Below are 13,810 nucleotides of genomic sequence, written 5' to 3'. Positions count from 1 at the left end.
TCTCCCCCGCCAAAATCAGGGCGCGCCTATCCCTTATCTCTTTTCTTCACTTTTGCCTCACAGCAGTCCAGCGGTCTCCTCAAATCCCAGCATAATGTTCATGTTCTGCACCGCCGCGCCGGAGGCCCCTTTCCCCAGGTTATCGAACAGGGCGGTGATGGTGAATCGCTCGTCATTTCCCGCCGCCACCAGGGTCAGGCCGTTGTCCCCGGCTCTGGCGTTGCCGTACAGCTTGGATCCTGCGTCCGCGCTCCCCTCCGGGGCCACATGGACCAGCTTTTCCCCGGCGTAGTGGTCCGCCAGCGCCTGCCACACCTGATGGAGGGTGGCCTCCCCCGTCAGCTGACTCCTGTGCAGGGGCACTGTGGCAGCCATGCCCTTGTAGTAGTCATCCACGATGGGCGTGAACACCGGGGGCTTTTTCAGGCCGCAGAGCTTCTGCATCTCCGGCAGGTGCTTGTGGGCCTGGGTCAGGCCGTAGAGGCCGGGGCTGTAAAGGCTCTCTGCCTTCTCCGCCGCCTCGTACTGGGCGATCATTTTCTTCCCGCCGCCGGAGTAGCCGGTGAGGGAGAAGCAGCACAGGTCCGCGTCCGCGGACAGTAGCCCCGCCTGAACCAGCGGCGCGACAATGGAGATGAACCCCGTGGCGTGGCAGCCGGGGTTGGCCACATATCGGGCCCCCGCGATGGCCTCCCGCTGGCCGGGCCGCAGCTCCGGGAAGCCGTAGACCCAGCCCGGCGCCGTCCGGTGGGCGGTGGATGCGTCGATCATCCGGGCGCCGGAGCCCTCCGCCAGGGCCACGGCCTCCACAGCCGCCGCGTCCGGCAGGCACAAAAACACGATGTCCGCTTCCGCCATCAGCCGTTTCCGTTCGCCCGGGTCCTTCCGCTTCGCCTCGTCGATCAGCAGCAGGCCGATGTCATCCCGCGCCGCCAGCCGGTCATAGATTTGCAGGCCGGTGGTGCCGTCCTTTCCGTCGATGTAGACCTTTGGTTTCATATCATCACCCCAGTGAAGATAAGGGATAAGAGATATTACCGGATCTGCCTATCTTTTATCCTTTTATCTGTTCTCTTTGATCTTCTGAATGAACTGTTCGATCTCCCCGATCTGCCTTGCGGTCTCCGCCACCGCCGGGCCGCCGTAGCTGCTCCGCAGGGCCATACAGTTCTCCAGGTTCAGCGCGTCATACACGTCCGCCTCGAAGAGCTCGGAGACAGCCTTCAGCTCCTCCAGCGTCAGTTCCTCCAATGTCTTGCCCCGGGCCGTGCACTGGGCCACCAGATGGCCGGTGACGGTGTAGGCGTCCCGGAAGGGCATCCCCTTTTTCGTCAGGTAGTCGGCGCAGTCGGTGGCGTTGATGAAGCCGTGGCCGGCGGCCTTCCGCATATTGTCCGTCCGGACGGTCATGGTGTCCAGCATGGCGGCGAACACCGGCAGGCACATCTCCACCGTGTCCACGGCGTCGAACACCGGCTCCTTGTCCTCCTGCATGTCCTTGTTGTATGCCAGAGGCAGGCCCTTCATGACGGTCAGCAGGCTCATCAGGTCGCCGTAGACCCGGCCCGTCTTGCCCCGGACCAGCTCCGCCACGTCCGGGTTCTTCTTCTGGGGCATGATGGAGGAGCCAGTGGCATAGGCGTCGTCCAGCTCGATGAACTTGAACTCCCAGCTGCACCAGAGGATGACCTCCTCGGCGAAGCGGCTCAGGTGCATCATCAAAATGGACAGGCCGCTCAAAAGCTCCAGCGCGTAGTCCCGGTCGCTGACGCCGTCCAGGGAGTTGCCCATGGGTGCGGCGAAGCCCAGGGCCTTTGCCGTCTCCCACCGGTCGATGGGATAGGTTGTGCCCGCCAGGGCGCCGGATCCCAGGGGACACTCGTCCAGCCGGGCCCCGCAGTCCTCCAGCCGGGTCACGTCCCGGCGGAACATGGCGGCATAGGCCATCAGATGCTGGGCAAAGGAGATGGGCTGCGCCCGCTGGAGATGGGTGTAGCCGGGCATCACGGCGGTCTGGTGCTTCTTCGCCTGACGGCAGAGGACCGTCTCCAGCTCCAGCAGCTGCCCCACGATGACGGGGATCTGCTCCCGGACATACATCCGGAAGTCCAGGGCCACCTGGTCATTGCGGCTGCGGGCAGTGTGGAGCCGCTTCCCCGCGTCGCCGATCCGGGCGGTGAGCAGGGCCTCCACGTTCATGTGGATGTCCTCGTTGTCGGCGGTGAATGCCGCCTTCCCCGCCTCGATGTCTGCCAGAATGTCCTCCAGACCGCTGGTGATGGCGGCGGCGTCCTCTTTGGAGATGATGCCGCAGTCCGCCAGCATGGCGGCGTGGGCCATGGAGCCGGTAATGTCCTCCCTGTACAGCCGCTGGTCAAAGCTGATGGAGGCGTTGAGTTCATTCACCAGCAGGTCGGTGTCTTTTTGAAAGCGTCCGCCCCAGAGTTTCATAAGCTGTTGTTCCTTTCATGGCAGACGCAGGGCGAAGAAGCCTCTCCGCCCCGCCCCTGTGGTCTTGTAATGGTCTTGCCTCTCCCCGCCGGGCATATTGAAAACATTTTCGGCAGGGCGTGTACCTGCCGAAAATACTTTGCCCCAGCCGCCCTGGGCAGCGTTCACCAGTCTGAGGACTGGTGGTGGGGCGGCTCGGAGGGGAGCCCGCTCCCCTCCGAAATCTCTCAGAGCTTCCCCTGCTCCCGCAGTGCCAGCACTGTGTCGGGCAGGCCCCACAGGTTGATGAAGCCGGTGGCGTTGGTCTGGTCATAGCTGCTCTCGTTGAAGGTCACCAGTTCCTCGGAGTACAGAGACTCGGGCGAGGTGATAGAGGCCGTTATCATGTTGCCCTTATACAGCTTCAGCTTCACGCTGCCGGTGACGTGCTCCTGGGTCTTGTCAGCGAAGGCGCTGAGGGCCTCCCGCAGGGGGGTGAACCACTTGCCGTTGTACACCAGGTCCGCGAAGTCCACCGCCAGCTTGCTCTTCATGTGGGCGGTATCCTTGTCGATGGTAATCATCTCCAGGCACTGGTGGGCCTTGTAGAGGATGGTGCCGCCGGGGGTCTCGTACACGCCCCGGTCCTTCATGCCCACCAGCCGGTTCTCCACGATGTCCAGCAGGCCGATGCCGTTCTCGCCGCCCAGCTTGTTCAGCTTGCGGATCACGTCGCTGGCCTTCATCTTCTCCCCGTCCACCGCCACGGGCACGCCCTTTTCAAAGTCGATGGTCACGTAGGTGGGCTTGTCGGGGGCAGCGATGGGGCTGACGCTCATCTCCAGGAAGCCGGGCTTCTCATACTGGGGCTCGTTGGCCGGGTCCTCCAGGTCCAGGCCCTCGTGGCTCAGGTGCCATAGGTTCTTGTCCTTGGAGTAGTTGGTCTCCCGGCTGATCTTCAGGGGTACGTTGTGGGCCTCGGCGTAGTCGATCTCCTCGTCACGGCCCTTGATGTCCCACTCCCGCCAGGGGGCGATGATGGGCATATCCGGGGCGAACCGCTTGATGGCCAGCTCAAACCGCACCTGGTCGTTGCCCTTGCCGGTGCAGCCGTGGGCGATGGCGTCGGCGCCCTCCGCCTTGGCGATCTCCACCAGCTTCTTGGCAATGATGGGTCTTGCAAAGGCCGTGCCCAGCAGATACTGCTCATAGCTGGCGCCCATCTTCAGGGAGGGGATGATGACCTCGTCCACCATCTCGTCGGTGAGGTCCGCGATGTACAGCTTGCTGGCGCCGGTCTTGATGGCCTTCTCCTCCAGCCCCTCCAGCTCGTCGTTCTGGCCTACGTCACCGGATACGGCGATGATCTCGGGGTTGTTGTAGTGTTCCTTCAGCCAGGGGATGATGATGGATGTATCCAGTCCGCCGGAATAGGCCAGCACGATCTTCTTGATGTTTTTCTGATCCATAATGAATTCCCTCCGTGGAGTTTTGATTGATGATGTTTGGATTATACATCTTTCACGCATATTTATTCAAGCATCATTTTGCACAACATTTCCAGCTTCTTCCGCGCATTTTTGCATAAAATTTCGATGAACGTCTTAGAAAACCGTATATTTATTTCGATATTCAAAAAAATATGAATATATACACTCGCTCACACAATCTCCGCACCCAGCGCATAGGCTGGACTGCGGGGCGGTCGCCCCGCCGGGCGGACCTGCGCGTTTTGATAGAAAGGCTGGTCCTATGAAACGCTGCTTCTGTTATCTTCTGACCCTGGTGCTGGGGTCCCTGGCTGTGGGCGGCCTGGTGTTCGCCCTGCTGCGCACGGACGTGCTGACCCTGACGGCCGCCACGCCCACGGCTCTGTTCTTTTTCGCGGCCACCGCTGCCGCCGGTCTTGGCGGCCTGCTGGCCTATCTGCTGGGCGGCCTGCTGGCAGACCGCACGCCGGCCCTGGCGGACGCCTGGCTCTGCTGCGGGGAGGCCTCCGCTGTGGGCGCCCTGGGGGCGCTGCTGACGGCGCTGATTACCGCCCTCTCCACCGCCTCCGGCGTGGGGCTCCACATCGGCGCGGCGCTTTGCTGCGCCTTCCTGGCCCTGATGGCAGGCGGCATCCTCTGCTTTTTGCGGCGGTATGTCACGACCCGCTTCACCTGTAGCTGCGGCCAGAGCTGCTGACAGAAAAGCCCCGGCGTGCTTTGCACGCCGGGGCTGCTTTTATGAGTGCCGTCCGATCTTCACTTGATCCGCAGGCTCTCCGCCACATGGAGCAGATTCTCCTGATCCACAGTGCCGTGGAGGCGGAAGTTCAGGCCGCCGTCCGTCCAGGCCAGGGTGGCCACATCCGCTGCCTGGGGGCCGGAGATGGTGCCAGACGAGATAATCACGCCGCCCACCGTCTCAGGCTCCCACGCATCCGTCTCCGCCTCGTGAGGCTTCTCCGCCTCCCAGAACCTGGCGGTCACACCGCCGAAGCGCACGGTCTCTCCATCTCCCTCCGGCATCAGCAAGGGGGTGGCAGAGCAGGTCAGGGTGATATTGCCGCCCTGGCCGACCCAGGTAGTCTCCGCCGCGCCGCCGGAGGCGTTGGTTTCAAACCAGCTGTAGCCGCCGGGCAGCCAGTCAGCCTCACAAGCGGGCGCAGTCTTTGATGTGGGCTCCACGGAGGAGGCGGCCTCCACCAGCGTGTCCGGGTCCACGTCCGACCCGGTGAACCAGAACAGCACCCCCGCTTCGTCCTCCCACACCAGCAGGCAGCTGTCGCCGTATTCGCTGCTGTAGGTGTAGAGCGCCGCGTCATGGCCGTTCACGGTGACGGTGCGGCAGGGGATCTCCCCGCTGCCGGGGCTCCAGCCATAGCTCCCGCCGTCGGGATAGGCACAGGAGAAGGAGATGCGCCCGCCGCCATTCCAGTAGCTCAGATTCCCTCTGCCGCCCATTCCGGCCCGCACGGACTCCAGCTCCCAGCCCTCCGGCAGCTTTGTCAGCGCGTAGCCAGGGGCTTCGGTGTAGTCGATCCCAGGGTCCTCGCTGGCGTATGTGACGCCGTCCTCATCGGTCTCCCTGTGCCAGTAGAGCCCTGAAGCGACGGCTGCGGAGGCCGGCTCGGTCTGCTCCCCCAGCAGCACCGTGCGGGTGGCGGAGTCGTAGCCCACCTTCACCCCCAGCAGCTCGCTGATGGTCCGGATGGGCAGGTAGTTGGTCTTGCCGCCAGCCTCATCCACATAGAGGATGGAGCCGGGGACCCGCTGGCCGTTGGGGGCGGTGATGTCGCTGCCGGCGGCGATCTTTGTCTCGCCGTTCAGAGCCACCCCAGCGAAGTTGAACTGCACCTGCCCGGAGGCCGCCAGAGCGGTGGCGGTCAGGGCCGTCAGCGCCAACGCCGCGGCCGCGCCGGCCAGGAATGATAGGACTCGTCTTTTCATGGAACTCCTTCCTTTCTGTCTCCGTGTGTTTCCGGGGGACAGGCCCCCGGCCGTTCTATTAGTTGAACGTGCCGTGGGCAGGACGTATCCACGGACTTTTCTATCTTTGTCAAAAATCACAAAGATCTCGTCTCTTTCTGTGGAGTCTGACTGTTTCACTTCCCACCGCCGGCAGTGCCGGTGATCGACTGCGCTCTCTTCGTGGGAGGTGAGAGCTGCGGCTCCGTCTCCTCCGTACGGACAGCCATGTCCCGCAGGTCAAAGCGGTCCAGGGCCCCCTCCAGGAAGAAGGTCGTGTTGGTGTCCGGGTCCGTCCAGATCAGAGTGCCGGTCTCCTCTGTGTCCGGGGAGCCGCCGGTGATGATGGTGACGCCGCCTACGGTGACGGAGGAGCCCTCCGCCTGAATCTCCTCCCCATTCACAGTAATGGTGGGGCCATCGCTCTCCTCCGGCTCCTCCTCCGCCGTCCAGTACCAGCCGGTGACGCCCCGCAGGTCGATCTCCTCCGGCTCCCCCTCCGGGGTCTCGAAGGGGCAGATGGGGTCAGTGACATACTGCCAGGTCAGTGTTGTCCCGTCCCTGACCCACACCTGCTGGACGGCTCCAGCGCCTTCATCCCGGTACATGGGTTCATAGCCCTCCGGCACCCAGCCCATCTCCCAGGCCACACCGGGTCCCTCGTAAGGCACCACGCCTTCCGCCATGGACAGCAGGGTCTCGGTGTCGCCAAAATCCGTGGCCCGCAGCATAAAGAGGTATCCCGCCTCGTTCTGCCAGGTCAGCAGGATTGTCCCCTCCGACTGGAAGAGGTCTGCCTGGTACCCCTGCACAGTGACGGTGGTGTGGTTTTCCCCCGCGTCCGAGGCTCCGTCCACATTGGTAGCTACCTCTCCCGCCTCCGGCGTGTAGACGGCAAACCACAGCCATGCGCCGGTCCCCGGCTCATAGTACCTCCAATAGCCCGAGCTCTCCTTGGGACTCACGTCCGTCAGCACAAAGCCCTCCGGGATCTCCGACAGCCGCCAGCCGCCGGGCGGATCCTCTGCCACGGTCCGCTTCGGGTTGATAAAGGTCACCAGATCCTCCTGCACCTGATGGAACCACCCCAACACCGCCGCCCGGACGGCGGGGCTCACCGCCATCAGGCCCCCCAGGGTCACCAGGCATGCCAATAGCACGCAGGCCGCTGTCCGGGCCGCCCGCTTCCACACCGGCCGGGCCATCCGCTTCGCCCAGCCGAAGGGATCCGCCAGCAGCCGCGTCCGGTTTCTCAAATACCGGTGGGACCAGTCCGGTTCCTCCGCCGCGTCCAGCACGTCCCGGAACCGCTCCAGGTTGGCCTCCATCAGGGCATGGCGCAGCATCCGCTCATCCATGGACGTACCCCTCCTTCTCCAGCGCCGCCGCCAGCATGGTCCGCCCCCGCAGGACGCGGGTGGCCACGGTGGACTCCTTCAGCCCCAGCCGCCGGGCGATCTCCCGGTTGCTCTCCTCCTCCACGCACTTCAGCTCCAGCACCCGCCGGTAGCTCTCCGGCAGCGCCCGGATCAGGCTCACCAGATAGCGGTAGTCCGTCTCCCCCGTCTCCGGAGCGGGCGGATCCCAGTCCTCCGGCAGAGCTTCCTCCCACCGCTCCTTCCGCAGCATGTCCACCGCCGCGTTCTTCACAGCGGTCACTAGATATCCCTCCGTCTCGCTCCAGGCCAGGCCGCTCACCCGGTCCCACCGCCGGATGAGCTGCAGCCAAGTCTGCTGCACCGCGTCCTCCGCCGCGGTCCGGTCCCCCAGAACACGGACCGCCACGGCGTATAGCTTCTTCTCATAGGTCCCATGGAGCTTCAAAAACCTTTCCCGGTCCTCCTCCGTCTCCAGCATAGCCAGCAGCATGGAAAGCAACGCGCTCGCCTCCTCTTCTCTCTTGGGGGCGCATCCCCCCCGTCCGGTAAACGTCCCGGAAACGCAGAGTATCCCACCGGGAGCGAATCTTTTCGTCCCCGGCGGGATACTCTTCTCTTATACCATTTTCTCCGGCCGTACCGTCTCGTCGAATTCCGGCCCCGTCAGATACCCCAGGGCCAGCACCGCCTCTTTCAGGGTAGTGCCGTCGTGAAGGGCCTTCTTGGCGCACGCCGCCGCTGCCTCGTAGCCGATCCTCGGCGTCAGGCAGGTCACCAGCATCAGGGAGTTGTGCAGGTTGGCCGTCATCCGCTCCACATTAGGGGTGATGCCCTCCACGCAGTGGACCCGGAAGGAATCGCACACATCCCCCAGCAGCCGGGCGGAGAGCAGAAAGTTATAGGCGCTCACCGGCAGAAACACATTCAGCTGGAAGTTTCCCTGGCTGGCGGCAAAGCCGATGGCCGCGTCGTTCCCCATCACCTGCACGGCCGCCATGGTGACGGCCTCGCACTGGGTTGGGTTCACCTTGCCGGGCATGATGGAGCTGCCGGGCTCATTCTCCGGGATGTTCAGCTCTCCCATGCCGCACCGGGGACCGCTGGCCTCGAACCGGATGTCGTTGGCGATCTTCATGAGGTTGGCGGCCAGGGCCTTCAGCGCCCCGTGGGCGAACACCAGGGCATCCTTGCTGGTCAGTGCGTGGAATTTGTTGGCATCCGGGGTGAAGTCCACCCCGGTCATGGCCCGAAGCCGCCCGCACACCATCTCGTCGTACCCCTTGGGGGCGTTGAGGCCGGTGCCCACGGCGGTGCCGCCGATGGCCAGTTTGGTCAGCTCCGGCAGGGCGGTGCGCAGCATCCGGCAGGGGGCCTCCACCAGCTCCCGCCAGCCGGAGACCTCCTGGGCGAATTTCAGGGGCGTGGCGTCCTGCAGGTGGGTCCGGCCAATGCGGATCAGGTCCGGATAGGCCTCCTCCAGCCTCCGGAAGGCCCCTGCCAGCCGCTCCGCCGCTGGCAGCACCTGCTCCGTGACGCTCAGGGCCGCCGCGATGTGGAGAGCGGAGGGGAACGTGTCGTTGCTGGACTGGGAGGCATTCACGTGGTCATTGGGGTGAAGCCGCATCCCCCGGTCCGCAGCTAGGTGGGCAATGACCTCGTTGACGTTCATGTTGGTCTGGGTGCCGCTGCCGGTCTGCCACACCACCAGGGGGAACTCGTCATTCCACCTCCCCGCCCGGATCTCGGCGCACACGGCGGCGATGGCCCCGGCCTGCTCCGCCGTCAGCTTGCCGCAGTCCGCGTTGGCCTGGGCACAGGCCTCCTTCAAATAGGCAAAGGCGGTGATGATCTCCTGCGGCTGGCGCTGGCCGCCGATCTTGAAGTTTTCCAGGCTCCGCTGGGTCTGGGCGCCCCAGTGATGCTCCGCCGGGACAGCAATCTCGCCCATGGTGTCGTGTTCGATGCGGGTGTTCATGGTCCAATTCCCCCTGATCGAAAAATCGTTGCCTCCATTATAACGGGAAACAGCGGCGTGGACAAGCCCCGCCGCCATTCTGCTCCCGCAAGTTTTTCTCACCCCGCCGGGTCCAGTAGTCCCATCTCCCGGACGGAGTAAGTGACTTCTCCATCCCGGTAGCGGACAATAAAGACGATATCAAAGTCCTCTGGGATCGGCCCCGCCTCATTGGGATAGCCATAGCCGGCGGTGATCGAGCCCGAGCCACTGGGAGCCCGGTCCGGCACCTCCCACATGTCTATGACATAGCCCGCCCGAACGATGACTCCATTTTCGTCTGTCTCTGAAAAAGGCTCTATTCTGGACCGCAGGTTCTTCTCATGCGATGAGCAGACATGTATCACGCCGCTCCAGTTCCCCTGTTCCAGCTCTCCCCGGCTCCCGTCTCCTCCGGAATCCTCCCCGGAAGTGAGGCCTGACCATTGCAGTTCCAGAGAGACCTCCACATCCCCCGCCGCCACGCGGCGGCCCCAGAAGCAGGTCAGGAAGATCCCCCCCGCCACCGCCGCCGTCACCACTGCCGCCGTCACGGCGATGAGGACCTGCCTCCGCCGCCACCGCCGCTTGAAGCGCCGCAGGGGCTCCACCCCCTCCGGCTCCGCCGGCAGGGCTGTCCCCAAGCGCCCCAGCTCCTCCCGGCAGGCGGGACAGGACGCCAGGTGCTCCTCCACCAGGGCGACCGTGTCGGCACTGGCCGCCTGGTCAGTATACAGGGGCAGCAGGTCCCGGATCACGTCACAGCTCACTTTCATCTCGCTCCGCCTCCCATTGTCTCAAGATCCGGCTTTTGGCCCGGTAGTAGGTCACACGGGCCCAGCCCTCCGTCTTTCCGAAGACCTGTCCGATGGCCCGGAAGGGCAGCTCCCCGAACACCCGCAGGCCGAACACCTCTTTATAGGGCTCCGGCAGGGTGTGGAGAATTCTGTGGAGGGCCAAGACCTCCTCCCGGTCCTCCAGCGCCCCGGCAAAGTCTCCGCCGCCGGGCAGATCCTCCCCCGGCAGCTCCGTCTCCCGCCGGTGCCGGCGGCAATGGTCCACCCAGACATTTCTGGCGATGGTGAACAGCCACGCCCGGACGTCTCCCCGGCCGTCGAACCGGTCCACCGCTCCCAGGGCCCGGGCAAAGGTCTCCTGGGCGATCTCCTCCGCCAGATGTTCGTCCCGAGAGAGTCCCCGGACATAACGGTAGACATCCCGGAAATACAGGCGATAGAGAATCTCAAAGTCCACGGTCCTCCCTCCCTTCACCAAATTAACGCACAGCGCCCCCGAAACGTTACAGATCCCCGGTGGAAATTTCCTCCGGGGATCTGATACGCGGTTTTTCTGTTGTGCCGGACTCAGTCCGCCAGATACAGGTCCAGCGCCTGGGCCAGCGCGGAGCGGGAGACATAGGTGACACCGGCCTCCTTCACGCAGGTGCCGTAGACCTCCTCCGTGGTGCCGTCGCTGTTCACCGCGGCGATGGCGCCGCCGGGCATGGCGGTCATCAGCGTCTCCGTGGTCAGGGGGGCAGGCTTCACCATGTCATCGCCATAGGAGACCACGGCGCCCTGCTTCGCGTCCCAGCGGACGCTCATGCCCAGGGCCTCCGCCACCGCCCGGATGGGCAGCAGGGTGTCGCCGTCAGCGGTGGTCTTGGCCTTCTGAGTCGTGGACTGGCCGTTGACGGACACGACGCCGTCCTCCGCCACGCTGATATAGCCCCGATAGCCGTAGGCGAACACCAGCACCTTCTCCGGCGTGCCCTTGGAATCGGACCACACCAGGATGCGGGCGCCGGGACGCAGATCGGCCAGGGTGACAATGTTCTTCGTCAGGTAGGGCGTCAGCTTTGCAGAGGCGGGCACGGTGATCGTGTCATTGCTGCCCGCCACATGCAGCACCGCGGACTCCTCCGTAACGGTGGAGCTGGTGATCTCATAGTACTGGGGCACGGCGTAGTCGGCGGGGATGTTGCCCACGATCAGGCTGGCCGTGGACTGGGGCGGCAGGCTCAGCGCCATGGCGGGGCCAACCCAGGCATAGACGGCGTCCCCGTCCTCCAGCGTCTCCAGGTTCAGGGTGTTGCCGGTGACGGCGTCCAGGTAGGGGGCATCCCCCACGTGGACCACCACCGCGTCGCCCAGGCCGTCCTCCTTCCCGCTGTCCAGCAGGAAGGTGTCCTCATCCATCCAGGTGACAGTGCCCCAATAGGCCGCGGGGCCCAGGCGGGCGGGCGCTTCTTCGTCAGCGGTCTCCGCGGCCGCGGCGGGGATCGCCAGCATGGCGGCGCAGAGGATCAGGGACAGGCATTGCAGAATCCGTTTTTTCATTCTCGTTCATCCTTTCCAATGCTTTCGGGGGAGCATCTGCTCCGTTTGCCTGTACTGACGCAGGGCAGCGGGAAAAAGTTCCCGTCCAAGGCAGAATTTTTAACAAATATTTTTGAGGCGCCGCGGAGGGCGCTGTACCCGAGCCTGCGGGGCCCGGCATCCCGGAGCGGCTGGTTTCCCCCGCGGGGCAGTCCACCTCCGGGCCGCCGGGATCATCGCCCCCCTGCGGATGCGGCGCGGTCTTTCCCAACAGCCCCCGCCTCCTGCCCGGGCGGCAAACGAACAGGCCCCGGCCCCCTCCCGGGGGCCAGGGCCCATGCAATGGCCGGTTTACTTCTTGCCATGCAGCGCCTTCATGCGCTTCTCGTGGTCCAGAATGGCCTTGCGCATCCGCAGGCTCTTGGGGGTGACCTCCAGCAGCTCGTCGTCCGCCAGGAACTCCAGACACTGCTCCAGGCTCATCTGCTTGGGGGGCACCAGCCGCAGCGCCTCGTCGGAGCCGCTGGCCCGCATGTTGGTCAGCTGCTTCTTCTTGCAGATGTTGACGGTGATGTCCTCGCTCCGGGGGCTGACGCCGATCACCATGCCGCCGTACACCGGCACGCCGGGCCCGATGAACAGGGTGCCCCGCTCCTGGGCGTTGAACAGGCCGTAGGTGACGGACTCGCCGGTCTCAAAGGAGATCATGGAGCCGGTGCCCCGGCGGGAGATGTCGCCCTTGTAGGGGGCGTAGGAGTCGAACACGCTGGCCATGATGCCCTCGCCCTTGGTGTCCGTCAGGAAATCGCTGCGGTAGCCGAAGAGGCCCCGGGCGGGAATCAGGAACTCGATCTTCATCCGCTCGCCCACGGGAGTCATCTCCACCAGATCCGCCTTGCGGGCACCCAGCTTCTCGATGACCGCGCCCACACAGTCGCCGGGCACGTCCACCACCAGCCGCTCGATGGGTTCGCACTTGACGCCGTCGATCTCCTGGTACAGCACGCGGGCGGGGGAAACCTGGAACTCATACCCCTCCCGGCGCATGGTCTCAATGAGGATGGAGAGGGACATCTCGCCCCGGCCCGCCACGTTGAAGGCAGTCTCCTTGTCCGTGTCGGTCACACGCAGGGACACGTCCTTCAACGTCTCCCGGTACAGCCGGTCCCGCAGCTGGCGGGAGGTGACGAACTTGCCCTCCTTGCCGGCAAAGGGGGAGTCGTTGACGGAGAAGGTCATCTCCAGGGTGGGGGCGCTGATCTTCACGAAGGGCAACGCCTCCACGCAGTCCGGGACGCAGATGGTGTCGCCGATGGTGATGTCGGGAATGCCGCTCATGGCGATGATGTTGCCGGCGGTGGACTCGGTCACCGGATTCCGGGCAAGGCCCTCGAACTCGTAGATGGCGGTGGCTCTCGCCTTACGGAGCACAGCCTCCGGGTCGTGGTAGTTGCACACGACGATGTCCTGGTTCTGCTTCAAGGTGCCCCGCTCGATGCGGCCGATGGCGATCCGGCCCACGAAGTCGTTGTAGTCGATGGAGCTGACCAGCATCTGGAAGGGCTGGTCCACATCTGCCTCCGGGGCGGGGATATACTCCAGAATGGTCTCAAACAGGGGCTTGAGGTCCGTGCCCGGCACGTCGGGGGAGTAGGAGGCGGTGCCGTTGCGGCCGGAGCAGAACAGCATGGGGGAATCCAACTGTTCCGGGGTGGCATCCAGGTCCATCAGCAGCTCCAGCACCTCATCCACCACCTCGTGGATCCGCTGGTCGGGCCGGTCGATCTTGTTGACCACCACAATGACCCGGTGGCCCAGCTCCAGGGCCTTGGAGAGCACGAAGCGGGTCTGGGGCATGGGGCCCTCGGCGGCGTCCACCAGCAGGATGACGCCGTTGACCATCTTCAGGATGCGCTCCACCTCGCCGCCGAAGTCGGCGTGGCCCGGGGTATCCACGATGTTGATCTTGGTGTCCTTGTACCGGATGGCGGTGTTCTTGGCCAGGATGGTGATGCCCCGCTCCCGCTCCAGGTCGCCGGAGTCCATGACCCGGTCCACCACCTCCTGATTCTCCCGGTAGACGCCGCCCTGCTTCAGCATCTCGTCCACCAGCGTGGTTTTGCCGTGGTCGACGTGGGCGATGATGGCGACATTTCTCAAATGTTCGTTCTGCATAATTCTCTTCTCCTTCTTCTCTGGCAAGGCCGCGCCGGGCGGCGCGTACAAGTGTTTTGCCTG

General features: G+C 64.6%; 12 protein-coding genes. 1 reads left to right on the top strand and 11 read right to left on the bottom strand.

The features are described 5' to 3' along the window. Window positions 1-57 precede the first annotated feature (57 nt). The 3 genes from argC to EIO64_RS12305 form a co-directional block, all read right to left on the bottom strand. A complete protein-coding gene (gene argC, locus EIO64_RS12315) occupies window positions 58-999 on the bottom strand; it encodes an N-acetyl-gamma-glutamyl-phosphate reductase (RefSeq protein ID WP_119310479.1) in 942 nt (313 codons plus the stop codon). Between the two features lie 63 nt (window positions 1,000-1,062). Further along, window positions 1,063-2,451, bottom strand: a complete 1,389-nt coding sequence (gene argH, locus EIO64_RS12310) for an argininosuccinate lyase (protein ID WP_119310478.1) — start codon at window positions 2,449-2,451, stop codon at window positions 1,063-1,065. Between the two features lie 227 nt (window positions 2,452-2,678). Further along, on the bottom strand, window positions 2,679-3,899 hold the full coding sequence (locus EIO64_RS12305) for an argininosuccinate synthase (RefSeq protein ID WP_021747915.1): 1,221 nt from the start codon (window positions 3,897-3,899) through the stop codon (window positions 2,679-2,681). A 283-nt stretch (window positions 3,900-4,182) separates the two neighbouring features. Here EIO64_RS12305 and EIO64_RS12300 point away from each other — a divergent pair, with 283 nt between their 5' ends. Further along, window positions 4,183-4,617, top strand: a complete 435-nt coding sequence (locus tag EIO64_RS12300; protein ID WP_021747917.1) for a hypothetical protein — start codon at window positions 4,183-4,185, stop codon at window positions 4,615-4,617. A gap of 59 nt (window positions 4,618-4,676) precedes the next feature. Here the strand turns inward: EIO64_RS12300 and EIO64_RS12295 are convergent, their stop codons facing one another. The 8 genes from EIO64_RS12295 to typA form a co-directional block, all read right to left on the bottom strand. Beyond that, window positions 4,677-5,864, bottom strand: a complete 1,188-nt coding sequence (locus EIO64_RS12295; protein ID WP_136891428.1) for a stalk domain-containing protein — start codon at window positions 5,862-5,864, stop codon at window positions 4,677-4,679. 155 nt (window positions 5,865-6,019) lie between these two features. Further along, window positions 6,020-7,240 carry a DUF4367 domain-containing protein gene (locus tag EIO64_RS12290; RefSeq protein WP_119310476.1) on the bottom strand — a complete coding sequence of 407 codons (1,221 nt, stop codon included), beginning with the start codon at window positions 7,238-7,240 and terminating at the stop codon, window positions 6,020-6,022. Next, window positions 7,233-7,751: an RNA polymerase sigma factor gene (locus EIO64_RS12285; RefSeq protein ID WP_249390911.1), complete on the bottom strand. Its 519-nt coding sequence runs from the start codon at window positions 7,749-7,751 to the stop codon at window positions 7,233-7,235. Before EIO64_RS12285 ends, EIO64_RS12290 begins: the two co-directional genes overlap by 8 nt. Before the next feature lie 126 nt (window positions 7,752-7,877). Further along, the gene (gene fumC, locus EIO64_RS12280; protein WP_025545503.1) at window positions 7,878-9,236 is read right to left on the bottom strand and encodes a class II fumarate hydratase; all 1,359 of its coding nucleotides are present in this window, start codon (window positions 9,234-9,236) and stop codon (window positions 7,878-7,880) included. A 98-nt stretch (window positions 9,237-9,334) separates the two neighbouring features. Beyond that, window positions 9,335-10,030 carry a zf-HC2 domain-containing protein gene (locus EIO64_RS12275; protein ID WP_119310473.1) on the bottom strand — a complete coding sequence of 232 codons (696 nt, stop codon included), beginning with the start codon at window positions 10,028-10,030 and terminating at the stop codon, window positions 9,335-9,337. Beyond that, window positions 10,014-10,508 (bottom strand): RNA polymerase sigma factor, encoded by a 495-nt coding sequence (locus EIO64_RS12270; RefSeq protein ID WP_119310472.1) that lies wholly within the window; start codon window positions 10,506-10,508, stop codon window positions 10,014-10,016. Before EIO64_RS12270 ends, EIO64_RS12275 begins: the two co-directional genes overlap by 17 nt. 110 nt (window positions 10,509-10,618) lie before the next feature. Then, on the bottom strand, window positions 10,619-11,593 hold the full coding sequence (locus EIO64_RS12265) for a stalk domain-containing protein (protein ID WP_025545501.1): 975 nt from the start codon (window positions 11,591-11,593) through the stop codon (window positions 10,619-10,621). Between the two features lie 330 nt (window positions 11,594-11,923). Further along, on the bottom strand, window positions 11,924-13,747 hold the full coding sequence (gene typA, locus EIO64_RS12260) for a translational GTPase TypA (protein ID WP_036631354.1): 1,824 nt from the start codon (window positions 13,745-13,747) through the stop codon (window positions 11,924-11,926). Window positions 13,748-13,810 lie beyond the last annotated feature (63 nt).

The organism is Dysosmobacter welbionis, assembly GCF_005121165.3.
Classification (GTDB): Bacteria; Bacillota; Clostridia; order Oscillospirales; family Oscillospiraceae; genus Oscillibacter; species Oscillibacter welbionis.
This window is presented reverse-complemented; position numbering and strand designations above follow the sequence as displayed.

Excerpts from the sequence above, each read along its gene's own strand:
- argC (WP_119310479.1), bottom strand. The coding sequence starts at position 999 with ATGAAACCAAAGGTCTACATCGACGGAAAGGACGGCACCACCGGCCTG.
- EIO64_RS12275 (WP_119310473.1), bottom strand. The coding sequence starts at position 10,030 with ATGAAAGTGAGCTGTGACGTGATCCGGGACCTGCTGCCCCTGTATACT.
- EIO64_RS12295 (WP_136891428.1), bottom strand. The coding sequence starts at position 5,864 with ATGAAAAGACGAGTCCTATCATTCCTGGCCGGCGCGGCCGCGGCGTTG.
- EIO64_RS12300 (WP_021747917.1), top strand. The coding sequence starts at position 4,183 with ATGAAACGCTGCTTCTGTTATCTTCTGACCCTGGTGCTGGGGTCCCTG.
- typA (WP_036631354.1), bottom strand. The coding sequence starts at position 13,747 with ATGCAGAACGAACATTTGAGAAATGTCGCCATCATCGCCCACGTCGAC.
- argH (WP_119310478.1), bottom strand. The coding sequence starts at position 2,451 with ATGAAACTCTGGGGCGGACGCTTTCAAAAAGACACCGACCTGCTGGTG.
- EIO64_RS12265 (WP_025545501.1), bottom strand. The coding sequence starts at position 11,593 with ATGAAAAAACGGATTCTGCAATGCCTGTCCCTGATCCTCTGCGCCGCC.
- EIO64_RS12285 (WP_249390911.1), bottom strand. The coding sequence starts at position 7,751 with ATGCTGCTGGCTATGCTGGAGACGGAGGAGGACCGGGAAAGGTTTTTG.
- fumC (WP_025545503.1), bottom strand. The coding sequence starts at position 9,236 with ATGAACACCCGCATCGAACACGACACCATGGGCGAGATTGCTGTCCCG.
- EIO64_RS12305 (WP_021747915.1), bottom strand. The coding sequence starts at position 3,899 with ATGGATCAGAAAAACATCAAGAAGATCGTGCTGGCCTATTCCGGCGGA.
- EIO64_RS12290 (WP_119310476.1), bottom strand. The coding sequence starts at position 7,240 with ATGGATGAGCGGATGCTGCGCCATGCCCTGATGGAGGCCAACCTGGAG.